At 54.1% G+C, this 17,482-nt stretch carries 17 protein-coding genes; 7 read left to right on the top strand and 10 right to left on the bottom strand.

Annotated elements, in window-relative coordinates:
- Positions 1-9: 9 nt before the first annotated feature.
- The 3 genes from LF95_RS15090 to LF95_RS15080 all read right to left on the bottom strand — a co-directional run bounded on the left by LF95_RS15090 (position 10) and on the right by LF95_RS15080 (position 2,952).
- Positions 10-1,293, bottom strand: coding sequence for a TRAP transporter large permease (locus LF95_RS15090; RefSeq protein WP_083607709.1), 1,284 nt, complete (start codon positions 1,291-1,293; stop codon positions 10-12).
- Positions 1,290-1,817 carry a TRAP transporter small permease gene (locus LF95_RS15085; protein WP_215905688.1) on the bottom strand — a complete coding sequence of 176 codons (528 nt, stop codon included), beginning with the start codon at positions 1,815-1,817 and terminating at the stop codon, positions 1,290-1,292. Before LF95_RS15085 ends, LF95_RS15090 begins: the two co-directional genes overlap by 4 nt.
- Before the next feature lie 112 nt (positions 1,818-1,929).
- Entirely contained in the window at positions 1,930-2,952 is a 1,023-nt protein-coding gene (locus LF95_RS15080; RefSeq protein WP_073955846.1) for a TRAP transporter substrate-binding protein, read from the bottom strand.
- A gap of 190 nt (positions 2,953-3,142) precedes the next feature.
- Here LF95_RS15080 and LF95_RS15075 point away from each other — a divergent pair, with 190 nt between their 5' ends.
- Positions 3,143-4,033 carry a helix-turn-helix domain-containing protein gene (locus LF95_RS15075; protein WP_073955845.1) on the top strand — a complete coding sequence of 297 codons (891 nt, stop codon included), beginning with the start codon at positions 3,143-3,145 and terminating at the stop codon, positions 4,031-4,033.
- 76 nt (positions 4,034-4,109) lie between these two features.
- Here LF95_RS15075 and nikE read toward each other — a convergent pair whose 3' ends face one another.
- The 7 genes from nikE to LF95_RS15040 form a co-directional block, all read right to left on the bottom strand.
- Complete coding sequence (gene nikE / locus LF95_RS15070; RefSeq protein WP_215905699.1) at positions 4,110-4,955, bottom strand: nickel import ATP-binding protein NikE; 846 nt, start codon at positions 4,953-4,955, stop codon at positions 4,110-4,112.
- Positions 4,952-5,737 carry a nickel import ATP-binding protein NikD gene (nikD, locus tag LF95_RS15065; RefSeq protein ID WP_073955843.1) on the bottom strand — a complete coding sequence of 262 codons (786 nt, stop codon included), beginning with the start codon at positions 5,735-5,737 and terminating at the stop codon, positions 4,952-4,954. Before nikD ends, nikE begins: the two co-directional genes overlap by 4 nt.
- Positions 5,737-6,615: a nickel ABC transporter permease subunit NikC gene (gene nikC, locus LF95_RS15060; protein ID WP_083607708.1), complete on the bottom strand. Its 879-nt coding sequence runs from the start codon at positions 6,613-6,615 to the stop codon at positions 5,737-5,739. The genes nikD and nikC overlap by 1 nt, the downstream gene beginning before the upstream one ends.
- Positions 6,612-7,562 (bottom strand): nickel ABC transporter permease subunit NikB, encoded by a 951-nt coding sequence (nikB, locus tag LF95_RS15055; RefSeq protein ID WP_252509777.1) that lies wholly within the window; start codon positions 7,560-7,562, stop codon positions 6,612-6,614. Before nikB ends, nikC begins: the two co-directional genes overlap by 4 nt.
- On the bottom strand, positions 7,559-9,145 hold the full coding sequence (gene nikA, locus LF95_RS15050; protein WP_073955841.1) for a nickel ABC transporter substrate-binding protein: 1,587 nt from the start codon (positions 9,143-9,145) through the stop codon (positions 7,559-7,561). Before nikA ends, nikB begins: the two co-directional genes overlap by 4 nt.
- Before the next feature lie 340 nt (positions 9,146-9,485).
- Positions 9,486-10,457 (bottom strand): 2-hydroxyacid dehydrogenase, encoded by a 972-nt coding sequence (locus LF95_RS15045; RefSeq protein WP_083607707.1) that lies wholly within the window; start codon positions 10,455-10,457, stop codon positions 9,486-9,488.
- A gap of 116 nt (positions 10,458-10,573) precedes the next feature.
- On the bottom strand, positions 10,574-11,335 hold the full coding sequence (locus tag LF95_RS15040) for a GntR family transcriptional regulator (RefSeq protein ID WP_073955839.1): 762 nt from the start codon (positions 11,333-11,335) through the stop codon (positions 10,574-10,576).
- Between the two features lie 171 nt (positions 11,336-11,506).
- Between LF95_RS15040 and dctP the strand changes: the two genes are divergently transcribed.
- The 6 genes from dctP to LF95_RS15010 all read left to right on the top strand — a co-directional run bounded on the left by dctP (position 11,507) and on the right by LF95_RS15010 (position 17,479).
- Positions 11,507-12,532: a TRAP transporter substrate-binding protein DctP gene (gene dctP, locus LF95_RS15035; protein ID WP_073955838.1), complete on the top strand. Its 1,026-nt coding sequence runs from the start codon at positions 11,507-11,509 to the stop codon at positions 12,530-12,532.
- Between the two features lie 62 nt (positions 12,533-12,594).
- Entirely contained in the window at positions 12,595-13,122 is a 528-nt protein-coding gene (locus tag LF95_RS15030; RefSeq protein ID WP_073955837.1) for a TRAP transporter small permease subunit, read from the top strand.
- Positions 13,112-14,416, top strand: a complete 1,305-nt coding sequence (locus LF95_RS15025) for a TRAP transporter large permease (RefSeq protein WP_083607706.1) — start codon at positions 13,112-13,114, stop codon at positions 14,414-14,416. The genes LF95_RS15030 and LF95_RS15025 overlap by 11 nt, the downstream gene beginning before the upstream one ends.
- A 19-nt stretch (positions 14,417-14,435) precedes the next feature.
- Positions 14,436-15,635: a mandelate racemase/muconate lactonizing enzyme family protein gene (locus tag LF95_RS15020; RefSeq protein ID WP_073955835.1), complete on the top strand. Its 1,200-nt coding sequence runs from the start codon at positions 14,436-14,438 to the stop codon at positions 15,633-15,635.
- 25 nt (positions 15,636-15,660) lie between these two features.
- Complete coding sequence (locus LF95_RS15015; protein WP_073955834.1) at positions 15,661-16,428, top strand: SDR family oxidoreductase; 768 nt, start codon at positions 15,661-15,663, stop codon at positions 16,426-16,428.
- Positions 16,429-16,438: 10 nt separating this feature from the next.
- Positions 16,439-17,479, top strand: a complete 1,041-nt coding sequence (locus tag LF95_RS15010; protein WP_073955833.1) for an L-idonate 5-dehydrogenase — start codon at positions 16,439-16,441, stop codon at positions 17,477-17,479.
- Positions 17,480-17,482 lie beyond the last annotated feature (3 nt).

Here is a 17,482-nt window from a genome sequence, read left to right as displayed (position 1 = left end):
GACGTTTCCTTACCTAAATAACAGGTTGGGAATAAACAGCGAAATCTGCGGAATGTAGGTGACGATCAGCAACGCAATCAGGTTCGCCACCACAAAGGGCCAAACCCCGGCAATGATCTTGGTCACGGGCTTATCCAGCGTCGATGACGCCACAAACAGATCGAGACCAAAGGGCGGTGTGATCATGCCCAGGCTGATATTGAGCGTGACAATCATGCCCAGATGTACCGGATCAATGCCTAGGCTGGTCGCAACCGGAAACAGTGGCGGCACCAAAATCAGCAGGGCTGAATTGGGATCAATGAACATGCCGGCAATCAAGAAGCAGACATTCAGGATCAGCAAAAACAGGATCGGTCCGGCATCAATTGCGGCCAGAAAAGACGAAATGGCGGTCGGAACATGCGCCAGGGTCACAAAGAACGACAGCACACCACCAAAAGCCAGCAGGATAAAAATCACAGCTGTCGAGATGGCACTGGCTTCGCAAGTATCAACCAGCTTGCGAAAGCCAAGTTCGCGATACACCGCCGCCTCAACAAAAATGGCGTAAACCACGCTGACGGCGGCGGCTTCGGTCGGGGTGAATGTCCCCGAATAAATACCACCCAGAATAATCAACGGCATGCCCAGCGCCCAGCCAGCCGCGACCAGAGCATCAATGCGCTGTTTCCAGGGCACACGCGGGCGGGCAGTTACATTTTGGCGGGAGGCATGAAACATTACCAGGGCGGCAAAAATCAGCGCCAGCACAACCCCAATGGCAAGGCCACCGGCAAATAGCTGTGCGACCGACGTGCCCGTCATCCAGCCATACACAATGAAGGTGATCGAGGGCGGAATCAAAAGCGCGGTTTCGGCACTTGAAACAATCAGGCCCAGGCTGAATTTTTCCGAATAGCCGCTTTTGCGCAATTCCGGGTAAACCATACCACCAAGGGCCGCCACCGTTGCCGGAGCCGAACCGGACACCGACCCAAATGCCATCGACCCGCCAATAACAGTGTGGCCGATACCACCGCGTGTATGCCCCAGCATCGCGCTGACCAACCCCATCAAACGACGGGTGATCTGGCCCGATGCCATCAACTGGGCGGCAAACAGGAAAAATGGAATGGCAAGCAGGGTTGAATGGTTAATACCGCCCAGCAGTTTTTGAACAAACACCACATCGGGAAGGCGCCCGTAAAAAACTTCCTTGATGGCCAGCGTGGGCAGGCCAAGCACCAGCAGCATTTCAAAGCCAAGCGCCATCAGAACGACAGTCGCGGCAATAATCGCAATCAGCATCATGCGGCTCCTTTTTCGGGCGTGGCGGAGCTACTGGCATTATCCGGGGTGAAACGGTCGATCACGCCAAACAGGCTCAGGGCATAACGCAGGCCCAAAAGGGCAAACCCGATGGTTGGTGCCAGATAAATCCAGCCCATTGGAATATTCAATGTCGGGCTGTGCTGGCCGGATGCAAACACAAACTGCACCATTTCGATGCCAAGACGGGTGGTATAAATCGAAAATAAAACACCGGTCAGATCGATCAGGGCAAAAACGACTTTGCGTTTGCCAGGGGAAAGGGAATCGCGAAACGTGGTGACACCCACATGCCGTTTGCGTTCAAGCGCCAAACCCAGCGCACAGAAAACCAGAAACAGATTAAGCATCTGTACAGCTTCGTCGATCCAGGAAAAATCGCTGGAATATTGCGGGGCAACCTCGCGCACCACAACGCCAAGGGTAAAAAGCCCGACCATCAACAAAAAGATGGTAACAAGAAAAATACGCTCGGTCGTTCTAAGAACCTTTAAAAGCGTCGTCATGTGCTGTCTCCCCGGCATCGTTTATGATTATTGCTAGTGCCGATGATTGGAAAATTTAAAAACAAAAATGGCGGCACAATGCGAAAAACCGCACCATGCCGCCACGGGATGATTACTTACCAACGACGTCGGCGTAAGCCTTCTCGTAAAGGTCGATCAGCTTTTTGCCTTCATCACCGGCACGCTCGACATAAGCAGCCTTGGTCGCGGGATAAACTTCCTCACGCAGGGCTTTACGCTCTTCCGGGGTCGCAACACGCACATTCATGCCGTTCTGTTTAACCACTTCCAAGGCGGCTGCGACCTTGTCAGCCTTGTCCTTGACCAGGTCAGGGATCACTTCGTGGAAGGTCTCAACAATGACCTTGCGATAGTTTTCCGGCAGCGAATTCCAGAAAGCGTCGTTAAACAGGATCACGTCTTCCATTGCACCGTGGTCGGAAACAACAAGGTTCTTCTGAACTTCGTAATATTTCATGCGTTCGATGGTATCGAGCGGGTTTTCTTCCCCATCGACAACACCCATCTGAAGCGAGGTGTAAAGTTCACCAAACGGCAGGGCAATTGCCGAAGCATCCATTGCCTTGAACTGTTCGATCAGGATGTTGGAATCCATCACGCGGAATTTCTGACCGGCAAATTCTTTCCAGTTTTCAATCGGCTTGTTCGAGGTGAACTGCTTAAAGCCGTTCGGCCACAGGCCAATGGCAACCACACCCTTTGACGAGAAAGAGGCCAGCAGTTCCTTGCCAAACGCGCTGTCACGAATCGCCTGTGCCTGCTTGAAATCCTGCGGCATCAGATAGGGAATATCGAGAACCGAAACCGCCGGGTTAAACCCGCCCAGGAAAGCCGCCGGGGAAACCGTCGCCTCAAGCACGCCAAGCTGGGTGCCTTCGGTCATCTGGCGCTGATTGCCAAGCTGACCCTGCGGGTAGATTTCAAACTCAACATTGCCGTCGGTGCGTTCATTCACCAGCTTGGCAACTTTTTCCAAATAGATGTTACGGCTTTGCTGCGCCGATTCCAGATGGCCGATCTTTGCAACAAACTCTGCGGCCTGCGCGGAAAACGCGGTCAGCCCCGAAATGCACAACGCGGCAGCAAAAACTTTTGCCGGTGTTGAAAACGTCATTCTTAGATGCCCCCTGATTAGGTTATCGACAGATCGAAAAGGAATGACCATCTTCCCAGCTTCATCAAACAAGTCAATAATTTTCTCAAAAAAGAGATTTATGAAAAAAATCTTAATAATTGAGACTTTTTGAGATTTTGCGCTATAGTCGGATATTCTGATTTACCAAAACAACATGCGACACAAAGACATGAGTGCAGAAATCGCGGGAGAAGATATCGGCCAGCGGATCAAGGCGTTTCGCATGGGCAAAGGCATGTCGCCCGAGGAACTGGCAGAACGGATCGGCGTTTCGCGTGCTGCCATTTACCGCTATGAAGGCGGCCATCCTCCCAAGCTTGATACCCTGGGCAAAATTGCAGACGGCCTGAATGTCACCCTGCCCAACCTGTTGGGTGTCGGGGTGGAATATATTGGGTCTGCCGTCAGTTTTTTTGAACGAATGCGTCAGCTTGAAGAACAGGCCGACCAGATCAGCATGTTGTTTGACCCGGTATCCTATCTTTTGACCACGGACCGGTTTGACGAAATATTACCCACCGTTCTGACCGAAAGCATCCCCGAGGACGCATCGGACCGGGCGACGGCACTGCGCGATGTCGATGCACTGATGAAGATCCTGAAACAGCGCAAAAAATCGTTTCGCGAACGCACGCCCAATACCGTCAGCCTGGTGTGCGCGGCCGAACTGTCGCAATTCCTGCGCACCGGCTTTGTCGGCACCTTTGAGCCCAGCCGCGCCGATCTGGAATTTCGCCGCGACATTGCGCGCAATGAAATCAAAAACATCGCCCGCCTGTTGCGCGATCAGCCGATTGGCACCCAGGTTGGCGTCATTGTCGATTCCATGCCCGGTGCCACCTTCCAGCTTTTTAAACAGGGCACGGAAACCCGCGTGGTGGTCAGCCCATTCCGTTTGGGCACCTTCGCCAATATCCGCCTGGGTGTCGCCACCGTCAGTGCCGCGCCCGAAGCCATCGAGCTTTATACCGAAATGACCAACCGCCTGTGGCGGCGCAGCCTAAAGGGCGAAGAAGGGGCCGATTACATCGAACGCGAAATTCTGGGCTGCGACCTTTAAAGGCATAAGGTTTTAGGGACCTGTTTCCAATTCGCGGAAACAAGCCCCATCAGAAAACCAGCATTCTTCGTTGCAATCACAAATTTGCAACCATCGGCTGCCTGTCGGTTTTGCCAACACGAGCCGGATTTACATAGCCTTTAGGCCAGGCCGGAAGAATGGCGTCCTGCAACTGTTTGCTTGCAGGATGTTCTAAACGTACCCGCCCATAAACAGCCGTTTCCTCAACAATCCTGCCACCGTCCATCACCATGACACGCGAACAGAACCGTTCCACAAGGCGCAAATCATGGGTAATAAACAGAAATGACACGCCGGATTTTTCCTGTAGCCCGCGCAACAGATCCAGGGTTTGTATCTGCAACAAAAGATCAAGGTTGGACACGGCCTCGTCCAAAATAACAAGCGACGGTTTCGGGGCCAGCGCACGGGCAATACAAACACGCTGGAGCTGCCCGCCGCTCATCGCGGCGGGGTGTTTTTGTGCATCCCCGGCCGATAACTCAACCGATTCCAGTAACGCCGCAACCCGCCTGTTTTGCTGTTCCGCCGTCATATCGGTTAAATGGCGCAGCGGTTCGGCAATAATTTCGCCCACTGTTTTTCGCGGGTTTACGGCCGAAATGGAATCCTGAAACACCATTTGCACGGCACAACGCAGTGCCCGTTGGTCGGCCTGCGACAGGCTGTTTAACGGTTTCCCCTCAAACCGGACCTCGCCACGGGTTGGGTTTTCCAGGCCAATCAACAACCGGGCGAGCGTGCTTTTGCCGCATCCGCTGCGCCCCAAAAGGGCAAGGGTTTCACCCCTTTCAATGTTCATCGACACATCATTCAACACCGGTTGATAATGCGACGGCCCCAGCAATGAAAAACGGCGATAACCATGCGAAACAGTGTGGGCAGATAACAGGGACATCAGGAAACCTCCAGCCCGTAGAGTGACAAATGGGCCGCAACCAGATTGCGCGTGACCCGATGGGATGGCCGTTCAAACACCTGATGGACCGGTGCCTGTTCAACGATTTTTCCGGCATCAATCACGGCCACGTCATCGGCCAGCCGCGCAACCACGCCCATATCGTGGGTCACAAGCAAAATGCCCGTCCCGCGACGCGTCACCACCCGTTCCAGCAAATCAAGGATATGTTTTTGCACCACAAGGTCGAGGTCGGTTGTCGGTTCATCGGCGAACAGAAACGGCGGGTCCCCCAAAAGCGCCATTGCGATCATCACCCGTTGCAACATGCCGCCGCTCATCTCGAAGGGATGCAGGTTAAGGATACGTTCGGGCTCTTCCAGCCCCACATCGCGGAAGGCCTCAATAATACGTGCATTCCCGGCTTCCCGAGGCAGGCCAAGTGCCTTTAGGGTTTCGCGCGCATGGGCCTTCATGGTCATGACCGGGTTAAAGGCGCTGCGCGGATTTTGCATGATCGAACTGACGATCCTTCCACGCAGGGCGGCGAAATCAATGCCCTGGCCATCCAGCCTCACCTGGCCTGATTGCCGCGTCACCCCTGCTGGCAACACATCCAGACATGCTGCACAGCTTAGCGATTTTCCCGACCCGCTGGCCCCCACCAGCGCCAAAACCCGGCCCGATGTAATATCCAGTGACAGGTCATCAACCAGTTTGCAGGTTGTGCCATGCTTTTGTGTTGTGACCGTTAAATCCGAAATCGAAAGAATTGTCGGCGCCATCAATGGATATGCTCCTCGCGCAGGTGGGGATCAAGCCGGTCCCGCACCGCATCACCAATAACGTTAAACGCCATGACGCTTGCAAACAGGGCCAGGCCGGGCCAGAGCATCAAAAGCGGCTGGGTCCAGATGAATTGCCGGGCATCGTTGATCATCACCCCCCATTCCGGCGTGGGGGGCATCACGCCCAGCCCCAAAAACGACAGCCCCGCCACATGCAACATAATATGCCCGATATCCAGCGTTGCCAGCACCAGCAACTGCGACAGGGTGGCGGGCAAAAGATGTTCGATGAAAATCCGAACCCGCCCCGCGCCGGCCAGCCGGGAGGCCAGAATATATTCCCGATGCCGCAGCGACATGACGATGCTGCGCACGATGCGCGCATACCAGGCCCAGTGCGACAGGGCGATTGCGACAATCACATTGACAAGCCCGGTTCCCAACATGCCAATCATGAACAGGGACAGCACCAGGGTGGGAAAAGTCATAAAAATGTCGGTCACACGCATGATCAACTGATCCGCACGCCCACCCAGAAAACCCGCGGCCCCACCCACCAGAATGCCCAGCGTCATGATCACGACAAGAGAGATTGCGACCGAGCCCAGCGATACCCGCGTTCCAGCCATCAGGCGTGATAAAATATCGCGGCCAAGATGATCCGTACCCAGCCAATGCGCCGCATCCGGTGCCAGCAAGCGATTGGTTAAATCAACCTCGTTGGGATCAAACGGCATGATCCAGGGACCAAATACCGCCAGCACCGCCAGGGCCAGCACCAGAAAAGCCGAAACCTTGACCAGCCCGCTTGCATTGCCCAAAAAGGTGAATGTTGCCGCCAGCGTGCGGTTACGTTGTTGTGCGATGCTGATCATGCCTTTTCCTCCACACCCAGACGGATCCGGGGATCAAGCCACGCATACACAATATCAACCATCAGGTTGCATAGAACGAACACCAGCAGCATCATCAGGGTAAAGCACTGAATCACCGGATAATCGCGATTGAAAATCGCCGAAACAGCATAACGGCCCACACCCGGCCAGCCAAAAATGCTTTCAATAATCAGGGTGCCACCAATCAATTCGCCTACATGCATGCCGGTTGCCGTCACAATCGGCAAAAGGGCGTTGCGCAATATGTGCGACCGTTCAACACGTCCCGCGCCCAGCCCGCGCAGGCGCGCATAATAAACATGCCGCTGCCCCGCCACTTCGAGCATGCTGGCCCGCAACAGCCGGGCATTGATGGACAGGGACATAAAGGCAATCGCAAGGGCAGGCATGATCAATTGGCTGGCGCTACCGCGCCCCATTGGCGGCAACCAGCCCAGTTCGATGGACAGTAACCATACCAGCAGGAAGCCAAGCCAGAAATTTGGCATCGATACCCCCAAAAACGCCACCAGCCGCACAAACTGATCGGGCAGACCATCGCGATGGCGCGCCGCCCACATGCCAAGCGGGATCGACACCGCCAGCGTTAACAGCAGCGCGACACCGGCAAGCTCCAGGGTTGCGGGCAGGTAATGCAGAATATCAGCCAAAACCGGGCGCTGAAGTGCATAGGATACGCCGAAATCAAGATGCAGGGCATTACCCAGCCAGGTAAAATACTGAACCGTAATTGGCAAATCGAGGCCCAGCATCTGCCGCGCATTTTCCAGCGCCTGGGGCGTTGGCGGCACGCGGGATAAGCGCAGATAATCCATCGCCGGGTCGCTTGGTCCCAAACGCAACATCAAAAAGATCGCCACCGAAGCCACAAACAGCATCGGAATCAAAAACAAAAGGCGCTTGAGGGTAAAACGAATCATTGTCATGGCGCGGCGGGAACCAGTTTTTCAAAGGGAATTTCGCTGGCCATCGCCCCGAAAGGGATGTGGCCCAGTTCCGGTTTGGCAACAGCCACCGCCGTCACATAGGTCAGTGGCAAATAAACCGCTTCGTCATGCAGGCGCGTTAAAATATCGCGATACAGCGCACGGCGTTTTTGCGCGTCCGTCTCGATCAAAACCTGCGAAATTTCGGCATCAATCTTTGCCTTGTCCGGCAGGCCAAGCTGGGCCTGATAATCGGCATGGGAAGGCACACGCATGGAACTGACAAAGGCATGTGGATCATAGGGTGCGCCCCATGTGCGGTTAAAGATCATGCCAAACCGGCCATCACGCTGGCGGGCATAGATGCTGCTTTCTTCCTCGCCAATCAAGGCAACATCAATGCCGACCTTGCGCAAATCCGCCTGCACAATTTCGGCAATGGATTTGGCAACCGCATCGGTACCGACAAAGGACAGATCAATCTGAAGCGGCTTGCCATCCTTGATCCGGATTTTCCCACCTTCAGGCAGGACCCAGCCGCCCTGGTCCAGCAACGCCGAAGCCTGCTTGGGATCGAATTCATAAGGTTTCAAGCCAATATCGGCATAAGGCACATTGGGGGCAAACAGGGTATCGGCCCGTTTCTGCGTGCCATACAGAACCTTGTCGATGATCAAATCCTTGTTCACCGCATGATTAATGGCAAGGCGCACCGCCCGGTCGCGGGTTGGTCCACGGTTGGTGTTTAGTGCCAGCATCTGGCTTTCAAACGGGGCGGATAATTCGGCAAAGTAGCGCCCTGATGTGCGAAACCGTTCAAAGGTATCGGGCGAAATCGGGCCATCCGTACCGTAAATCAGGTCGATCTGACCGGTTTCAAAGGCAACCGCCCGGCTATTTGGATCAGGAATAACCTTGACCGTGATTTGTTGATACGATGGCTTTGGGCCCCAATAATGGTCATTACGGACAAAAACATCGTCCTCCCCCAAACGGGTTTCGTGCAATATCCACGGCCCGGTACCTATCGGCTGTTTGATACCGTTCTTCGTGCCACCATCAATGAATTGCGACGGGGCAATGAAGCGAAACGGACGCGGCAAGGCCAGTTCCTGCAAGACCGGATAATACGGGTCCTTTAAAGTCAGGGTAACGTCATATGCGTCACTAGCGGTGACATCGACAATCTGGTTGGCCAGCTCCAGCCACGCATGGCGCGCGCGATTGGCCAGCACAGCGTCAAAATTAGCAACCACGGCTACCGCATCAAACGCCTCCCCATTCGAGAAGGTGACATCCTGGCGCAGCCTGAAATGATAGGAACGGCCATCATCCGATACCTGCCAGCTTTGCGCCAGCCACGGGCCCACCGTTCCATCGGCACGATATTTTACCAATGGTTCGTAGACCATGTTTTGGGCGAACATCTGATTGGGCGAATAAAGATGCGGGTTCAGCGGCCCCACATTTTGCGGCCAGGAAAAATTCAGGACTGGCCCGGCAAAACCCGGCTGTACCCCCACCATCGAAACGGCAAGCACCGAACAGAACAGACAGACCCGTCTTGCGATACGATCCCACATTAATCACGCGCCCCAATCGTATAAAATTGTATGAAACTTTACGCAAAGTTCATACAATCGCAACTGGGACAAAGTCAAGCAACTGAACCGAAATCTTTTTTCAGGAAAACCGGCAAGGCCGCGCCATAAAGTCAGGTTAAAACCAGCGGTGTGATAAAGCCATTTTCCGTCATTTTGACCAGCCATAAGTACGGGTAGGCAGCTATCAAAATCGTCTTGCCGATACAAAAAATCCCTCCGGCTGCATCAAACAGACCGGAGGGATTTAGAACATGCTGTCTGACGCACAGATCGAGACACGCCGAAATCAAGCCCTCGAACCATGATCAGGCACGGACTATTATTTGGCAATCAGATTAATCGGCACCTGCCCTTGGGCAATCAGGTTGATATTGTTTGCCATCGCCTTTTTACGGCGTTCAATCGTGCCGTGCGTCCAGCCCGACATATGCGGCGTCATGGTAATATTCGCGAGATCCGAAAAAGGATGTTTCGACGGCTGGGTAACAGCCGTTGGCGCATTGGGGTAGATATACCAGGTATCGATAAAAGCATGTGCGATCTGGTTATTTTTCAGGGCCGTATACAGGGCATCTTCGTCAACAACGCCGCCCCGGCCAACATTCATGAAAACAGCATGTGCCTGCATATGTGCAAAGGCACCGGCGTCAATCAGCCCAACCGTACCTGTTGCCAATGGCAAGGTATTTACCACAACATCCACATGCGGCAGCATTTTGCCAAAGTCGCGCAGTGCATAACACTGATCAACCACCGCCGGGTCATTAATTTCTGAACGGTTGGCCGCATGCACCGTCATGCCAAAGCCCTTGGCGCGCCGGGCAATTTCTTTGCCGATATGCCCGTAACCAAGAATGCCAATCGTGGTGTCACCAAGCTCCGTTCTAACGCCAGACGGTCCACCGGCCCAATATTTCCAGTCCCCCTTGCGCAAACGCTGGTCGGCATCGGCAAGCGGCACATGGCGCGACAACAAGGCGGCCATTGCATATTCCGCAATCGCGATTTCATGACCAAAACAGTTACAAAGATGGGTATCTTCCGATAGCTCCGCCGTCGCGATCCCGTCATATCCGGCACCGGGTACCTGATAAAGCTTCAGCTTGGCCGGTTTGGGCATGTCGCCGTTGAATTTGATGCCAATAATAACATCGGCATTCTCATAGGCCTGCTGATCTGCCGGGTCTGTCAGAGCATCATCCAACAGGATCAGATCATGTTGATCATCCAGCAGCTCAGCAAAGCCGGGGTAGAAAGTGGACGCATTCGCGCCATGAAAAACAACTTTCACGATTCCTCCCATATTTGGTTATCATTAATTTCATTTTGATATTTTCTGATATTTCACAAAACATCAAACCAAATTGCAAAACCCATTTCGGGTTAGCTCAGGCCTGCCCTCTCCGATCAGAACGGGTCGAAGTCCTGTGTAACATCAAAGATGCTGGGCGCAATGCCGGCTTCAAGAATGGGGAACATGGCATCGACAAAATCAATCAACCTGTCAGACGCGATTAACGCCGCATCCTTTTGCCCGCCAACAACCGCATTTAGCACGTCAAGGTGACTGTCTATCGTCAGATCCAAAGACGCCCCTTGATCAGTCTGGGTATGATAGATCCAGCCAAGACGGCGGAAAATCGTATGTAACGGACGCAGGGTATATTCCAGGAAAGGCTCGCCGCAGGCCCCGAGCATGATCTGGTCAATACGCCGGTCAAATTCGTTAAATTCCACAATTGTCATATCGTCGCGGTGCCGTGACAAAAGCCCGATCAAATGGCGCATCTGGCTTCTATGAGACGTACTGGCACGCTCGCTGGCCAGGGAAACCACGAATCGCTCCATATCGCGTCGAAGACGAAGCAACAAATGGGTGCGGGTTAAATCAATCGGCGCAATCTGGATGCCCTGACGCGGCTGAATGATCATCAGCGTATCCGCGGCCAGGCGCGTAACGGCCTGGTGCACAGGCGTTCGGCTAATGCCGGTTGCAGTTTGCAAATCCTGAATCCGCAAAAAACTGCCCGGCTGTAATTCACAGGTCACGATGAGTTCTTCAAGCGTATTATAGGCAACCTCGTTCAGGTTTTTGCCCCCTGCCGCACCGGCCTTGCCAAGGTCGGAACCACCGCCTGAAAACACCTTATCTTCCTGTTTCAGCGCCATTATTTCTCTCTGCAATTTCAAAAAATTCACAATATTTTTGTTGTTATTCAATAAGGTATATACATTTTACCCCAACTGGGAAAGCAAAACCTGTTGAAGCCTTTTGGCAAGTCATGGTACTGATGTTCCGTGAAATATCACAAAATATCAAATAAGGGAGGAACCAAAGATATGAAAAAACTAACAAAAATTCTGGCCACACTGACAGCAACAAGTTTCATGGCCTTATCGGCAACCCATGCTTTCGCAGATGAAACCATGCAGTTGCAATTCCAGACCCATCATGCCGCCACATCCTTGCAGGGCAAGGCCCTGTTGCGCTTTGCAGAACTGGCAAAGGAATATTCCAACAATACCATCCAGATCGAAATGCACACCAGCTCGTCGGTTGTGAATGCCAGCGAAGCATTTGAAGCCGCAAGCATGGGCATCATTGACGGGGATGCGACCGGAGCGGGTTACATCACGGGCAAGAACCCCGCCTTTCAGTTTTACGGCGACATCATGGGCGGATACAGCAAGCCCGAACAGCTTTTGGGCTGGTATGCCGATGGCGGCCTCAAGCTGGCAAATACACTTTACGAAAAATACAACATGCACCTGATCGGTGTTTTTGTAGCCACGCCAGAGGCCTTAAGCTCGACCACGCCGCTTAAGGGCATCGCGGACCTGAAGGGCTGGAAATTCCGTTCACCGCCCGGCATGGAATCTGAAATTTTTGAAAAACTGGGTGCGGGCCCGGTTGTGATGCCATTTGGCGAAGTGTTCACCGCCATGTCGGCGGGTACGGTTTCGGGGGCAGATGCCTCGACCCTTGCGGTAAACAAGGGACTGGGCCTGTATGACATTGCCAAATACGCGACCTATCCCGGTTTCCATTCGATGCCGATCGAACATATCACGGTCAATCTCGATAAATGGAAAGCCATGAGCGACGCACAGCACGCTGCATTGGAAAAAGCCATTGCCACCATTGACCCCGAAGTCATCAAGGAGTCAACCGAGGCCGACCAGAAAGCCGCTGCTGAACTGACCAAACAGGGCATCGTTCTTGAAGACTGGAGCACGGAAGACCGGAAAAAATTCCGCGAGGCCGCACGCAAAGTCTGGGCTGAATGGGCAACCAGAAGCCCCGAAGCCAAAGAAGCCTATGATTCCCATGTCGCTTACATGAAGAAAATCGGCATCCTCGACTGACCTTTAGTTGGAAAAACACCCCGGGAGGATCGTCCTCCCGGGGAGACAAACTGGAGGTCAAAATGCAAGCAACCCCCAAAAGTGTGTACAGCTTCCAATTCATTGTCGCACTGTTTTCAATTCTTCTATTGGTCATTGTCGGCGTGACTTTCTACGAGGTCGTCGCCCGGTATATCTTCAAATCGCCCACCATCTGGGCAAACGAACTCGCCTTGTGGCTTTCGGCCATCGTGTTTTTGGCAGCCGGTCTTTATGCCATGCAGCGCCAACAGCATTTGCGCATCACCGTGCTCTACGATGCCTCGCCTTCCTGGTTACAAAGAATATTCGATCTCATCACGCTGATCTGCACCCTGACCTTTTGTCTGGGCGTTGCGTGGTTTGGCGCACCCAGTTCCTGGAATGCCCTGATCAACTGGGAACCCTATGGGTCAGCCTGGAATCCGCCCATTCCGGCAACAGTCAAACCGGCCATTGTCATAACAGCCGCCCTGATGGCCATTTACGCCGTCATTCACTGCGTTAAAAAATTCCTTGGCTCCCAACCGGCAAATGCCGAGACCGTCGCGGAGGACAACCGTGTCGATTGAACTTGTCTCCATCATTCTTGTCGGGGGCGTGTTCCTGCTGATGGCAATTGGCGTTCCGCTGTCATTCGCCGCAGGGTCACTGGCCGTCCTTGTCAGTTATTTCAAATTCGGCCCCAATGTCATCGCGCTCGCCCATAAAACCATTTACGGGCTGGCAACGGAATATTCCCTGCTGTCGGTGCCATTATTCATTCTGATGGCGACCCTGCTGGAACGTTCCAGCCTGGCCCAGGACCTTTATGACGCGCTGTTCAAGATATTTGGTCATCTCAAAGGCGGTGTTGCCACCGTCACCCTGATCATTTCGGTCTTTATGGCCGCCATCAGCGGCATTATCGGCGGGGAAATTGTCCTGCTCGGTCTGATTGCATTGCCGCAAATGATGCGCCTGCAATATGACCGCAAACTCTCGATTGGCATCATTTGTGCCGGCGGCTCGCTTGGTACGATGGTCCCGCCCTCAATCGTGCTGATCATCTATGGCCTAACGGCCGATGTCTCGGTGCAGAAACTGTTTCTGGCCTCTTTCATTCCCGGCTTTGCGCTGGCAAGTGCCTATTTTGCCTATATCTTTATCCGTTGCACGCTCAATCCCAATCTGACCCCCAAACCAGCTGAAAAAACCGCCCCGTTCTCCCGCCGGGATTTCCTGCGTGGCATTCTGCCTTTGTTTGCGCTGATCATGATTGTGTTTGGCTGTATTTACGGGGGCATTACCTCGATCACCGAGGCGGCCGGGATTGCCGTGGGCATGACGTTGGTCATCATTACGCTGCGCGGTGAGCTGGATATCAAAATGCTGTGGCAATCGCTGACGCGCACACTGCAATCCTGCGGGATCATTCTGTGGGTGACATTTGGTGCCGCCACCCTGATTGCGGTTTATAACCTGTCGGGCGGCCAGCGTTATGTCACCGGCATGATCACCGGGCTGGATGTGGCCCCGGTTGTAACCATCATGCTGATGATGGCGATCTTTATCATCCTGGGACTTTTCATGGACTGGATCGGCATTTTGCTGCTGACCATTCCCATCTTTGTCCCGATTGTCGTACAGCTTGGCTATGACCCGATCTGGTTCGGGGTCCTGTTCTCGCTGACCATGCAGGTTGCCTTCCTGTCGCCGCCTTTTGGGCCTGCCGCCTTTTATTTAAAAAGCGTCGCCCCGCCCGAAATCACCCTGCAAACGATATTTGCCTCGCTCTGGCCGTTCATGCTGATTCAGATCGCCTTCCTGGTGGTGATGCTGGCCTTCCCGAACGTCGCGCTCTGGCTGCCTGAAATTCTCAAATAACCTGAATTCGGATCAAATAATGAAAATTACATCCATCAAAACCTACCGCGTGGCCGAATTTGCCAACGTTCTTTGGGTCCATGTCGAAACCGATGCCGGAATTACAGGACTTGGGGAAACATTTTATGGGGCCGGTGCGGTTGAAGCCCACATCCACGAAACCCTGGCCGGGCGCCTGATCGGGCAAAATCCGCTGCATATCGAAGCCCTGCACAAGGAAATGGTCAATCTGCCAATGGCGCAGTCCTCCACCGGGGCGGAATATCGCGCGGCATCGGCCATCGACATTGCCCTGTGGGACATCTTTGGCAAGGTGTGCGGCCTGCCGGTTCATCAAATGCTGGGCGGCCAGTGCTGGGATAAAATCCGGATTTACAATACCTGTGCCGGGTATCGTTATGTGCGCACCAACAATATCAAGCCGGTATCAAACTGGAATTTGGGTGATGCCGAAGGCCCCTACGAGGACCTGGATGGCTTTATGAACCGCCCGGCGGAACTGGCCGAAAACCTGCTGGAATCCGGTATTACGGCCATGAAAATCTGGCCGTTTGACCCGATGGCAGCCGAAACACGCGGCCAATACATCACCGCCGAACAAATGAAAAAGGCGGTCCGCCCGTTCGAGGAAATCCGCAAGGCTGTTGGCGATAAAATGGAAATCATGGTGGAATTCCATTCACAATGGAACCTGCCGACCGCCAAGAAAATCGCCCGTACCCTCGAACAGTTCAATCCCACCTGGTACGAAGACCCGATCCGCATGAATTCGCCCCAGGCGCTGGCGGAATTTGCAGCTTCCACCGACGTTTGGACCTGTGCCAGCGAAACGCTGGGGTCACGCTGGCCTTACAAGGACATGCTTGACCGTGATGCCACCCATGTGGTCATGGTCGATTTGTGCTGGACCGGCGGTTTGACCGAAGGCAAGAAAATTGCCGCCCTTGCCGAAACCTGGCATCGGCCCTTTGCCCCGCATGACTGCATCGGCCCTGTCGGCTTTGCGGCCGCCATTCATATGTCTTTCAGCCAGCCCAACACCCTGATCCAGGAAAGTGTCCGGGCCTTTTATAAAGGCTGGTACACCGAACTTGTCACCGAAGTCCCCAAAATCGAAAATGGCTATGTTTATCCGATGGAAGGACCAGGCCTTGGCCTTGAACTGCAAAAATCCTTCTTTGAACGCCGCGACCTGAGCGTGCGCGAAAGCAAAGCCTGAAAAACCGATTATCGCAGGAGGAACCATGTCTCTTGAACTGTTCTCGCTCGCCGGAAAAACGGCCCTGATCACCGGGTCATCCCGTGGTCTTGGGCGCGCCTTTGCCGAAGGGCTGGCCGCTGCTGGTGCATCCGTCATTCTGAACGGCACCAATGCCGAGCGCCTTAAAACCGCACAGGATGAAATGTCGGCTGCCGGGATGAAGGTAAAAACATCTCTGTTTGATGTCACCGATGAAGCCGCCATCAAGGCCGCCTTTGACACATTTGACCAGACCGGGACCGAAATTGACATCCTGATCAACAATGCCGGCATCCAGTTTCGCAAACCGATGCTGGAACTTGAAACCGCCGACTGGCAACGGGTGATCGACACAAACCTGACATCGGCCTTCATGATCGGCCGTGAAGCCGCCAAGCGCATGGTCAAACGCGGTCATGGCAAAATCGTCAATATCGGATCACTGACCAGCGAACTGGCCCGCGCCACCGTTGCGCCTTACACCGTTGCCAAGGGCGGCATTAAAATGCTGACCAAGGCAATGGCCGCCGAATGGGCCGAACAGGGCCTTCAGGCCAATGCCATCGGCCCGGGTTACATGCTGACCGATATGAACGAAGCCCTGACATCGGACCCGAAATTTGACGCCTGGGTCAAGGGACGCACACCGGCACGCCGCTGGGGCAAACCGGAAGAACTGATCGGCACCGCCATCTATCTGTGTTCCGATGCGTCAAATTATGTCAACGGCCAGATCATCTATGCCGATGGCGGCATGATCTCGGTTTTGTAAGGGGAAAAAATTGCATTCCGTTATCATACATGCCCCGCATGATCTCAGGCTGGGTCAACTCGACGACCCGGCCAGCCCCGACGACAATGCCGTCACCGTGCAAATCGACAAGGGCGGCATTTGCGGCTCCGATTTGCATTATTATCACAATGGCGGGTTTGGCACGGTCAAAATACGCGAACCCATGATTTTGGGCCACGAAGTGGCGGGCACTATTATTGCCACGGGCAAAACCGTCAGTGATTTTGCCGTTGGCGACAAGGTTGCCGTTAACCCGTCCATGCCGTGTAACGAATGCGTCTATTGCCGGGCGAATATGCGCAACCAGTGCCTGGATATGCGGTTTTTTGGCAGTGCCATGCGCTTTCCGCATCAACAGGGCCTGTTTCGCCAAAAAATCAACCTCCCTTGCGAACAGCTTGTCAAACTCGCGCCAGAAACCAGCCTGGAACATGCCGCCTGCGCGGAACCTTTGGCTGTTTGCCTGCATGCCGTGCGCCAGGCAGGGTCCCTTTCGGGCAAACGGGTGCTGGTCTCGGGCTGTGGGCCGATTGGCTGTTTAACAGTGATGGCCGCCGCACATTCCGGCGCACACTGGATTACGGCGACGGATCTGTCGAATGCCGCACTCGATATTGCCGCGCGTGCCGGGGCCAATAGCTGCATCAATGTTGCCAGTGACAGCGATTCATTTAAACAGTTGGGAACCAACAAAGGCACCCAGGATGTTGTTTTTGAATGTTCCGGCAGTCCGCAGGCTCTTGCCGGGGCACTGGAAATTGTCAAACCCGGCGGCACCGTCATTACCGTTGGTCTGGGGGGAAATGGCGAACTGCCGCTTAGCCTTGCTGTGACCAAGGAAGTCCGAATGATCGGCAGTTTCCGCTTTGATGCCGAATTTGCCCAGGCCGCCGAACTGATTGACCGCGGGGTGATTGATGTTTCCCCCCTGATCAGTTCCGTCCTGCCATTTGGCGATGCCAGGGCCGCCTTTGACCTTGCCTCTGACCGCAGCAAATCCATGAAAGTGCAACTGGATTTCGCCTCGTAACGA

Source organism: Thalassospira sp. TSL5-1, assembly GCF_001907695.1.
Lineage (GTDB): Bacteria > Pseudomonadota > Alphaproteobacteria > Rhodospirillales > Thalassospiraceae > Thalassospira.
This window is presented reverse-complemented; position numbering and strand designations above follow the sequence as displayed.

Bases quoted from the DNA above. Each gene is read 5' to 3' on its own strand.
- dctP (WP_073955838.1), top strand. From the start codon at position 11,507: ATGAAAAAACTAACAAAAATTCTGGCCACACTGACAGCAACAAGTTTC.
- LF95_RS15080 (WP_073955846.1), bottom strand. From the start codon at position 2,952: ATGACGTTTTCAACACCGGCAAAAGTTTTTGCTGCCGCGTTGTGCATT.
- LF95_RS15020 (WP_073955835.1), top strand. From the start codon at position 14,436: ATGAAAATTACATCCATCAAAACCTACCGCGTGGCCGAATTTGCCAAC.
- nikB (WP_252509777.1), bottom strand. From the start codon at position 7,562: ATGACAATGATTCGTTTTACCCTCAAGCGCCTTTTGTTTTTGATTCCG.
- nikD (WP_073955843.1), bottom strand. From the start codon at position 5,737: ATGGCGCCGACAATTCTTTCGATTTCGGATTTAACGGTCACAACACAA.
- LF95_RS15075 (WP_073955845.1), top strand. From the start codon at position 3,143: ATGAGTGCAGAAATCGCGGGAGAAGATATCGGCCAGCGGATCAAGGCG.
- nikA (WP_073955841.1), bottom strand. From the start codon at position 9,145: ATGTGGGATCGTATCGCAAGACGGGTCTGTCTGTTCTGTTCGGTGCTT.
- LF95_RS15085 (WP_215905688.1), bottom strand. From the start codon at position 1,817: ATGACGACGCTTTTAAAGGTTCTTAGAACGACCGAGCGTATTTTTCTT.
- LF95_RS15015 (WP_073955834.1), top strand. From the start codon at position 15,661: ATGTCTCTTGAACTGTTCTCGCTCGCCGGAAAAACGGCCCTGATCACC.
- nikC (WP_083607708.1), bottom strand. From the start codon at position 6,615: ATGATCAGCATCGCACAACAACGTAACCGCACGCTGGCGGCAACATTC.
- LF95_RS15030 (WP_073955837.1), top strand. From the start codon at position 12,595: ATGCAAGCAACCCCCAAAAGTGTGTACAGCTTCCAATTCATTGTCGCA.
- LF95_RS15090 (WP_083607709.1), bottom strand. From the start codon at position 1,293: ATGATGCTGATTGCGATTATTGCCGCGACTGTCGTTCTGATGGCGCTT.
- LF95_RS15040 (WP_073955839.1), bottom strand. From the start codon at position 11,335: ATGGCGCTGAAACAGGAAGATAAGGTGTTTTCAGGCGGTGGTTCCGAC.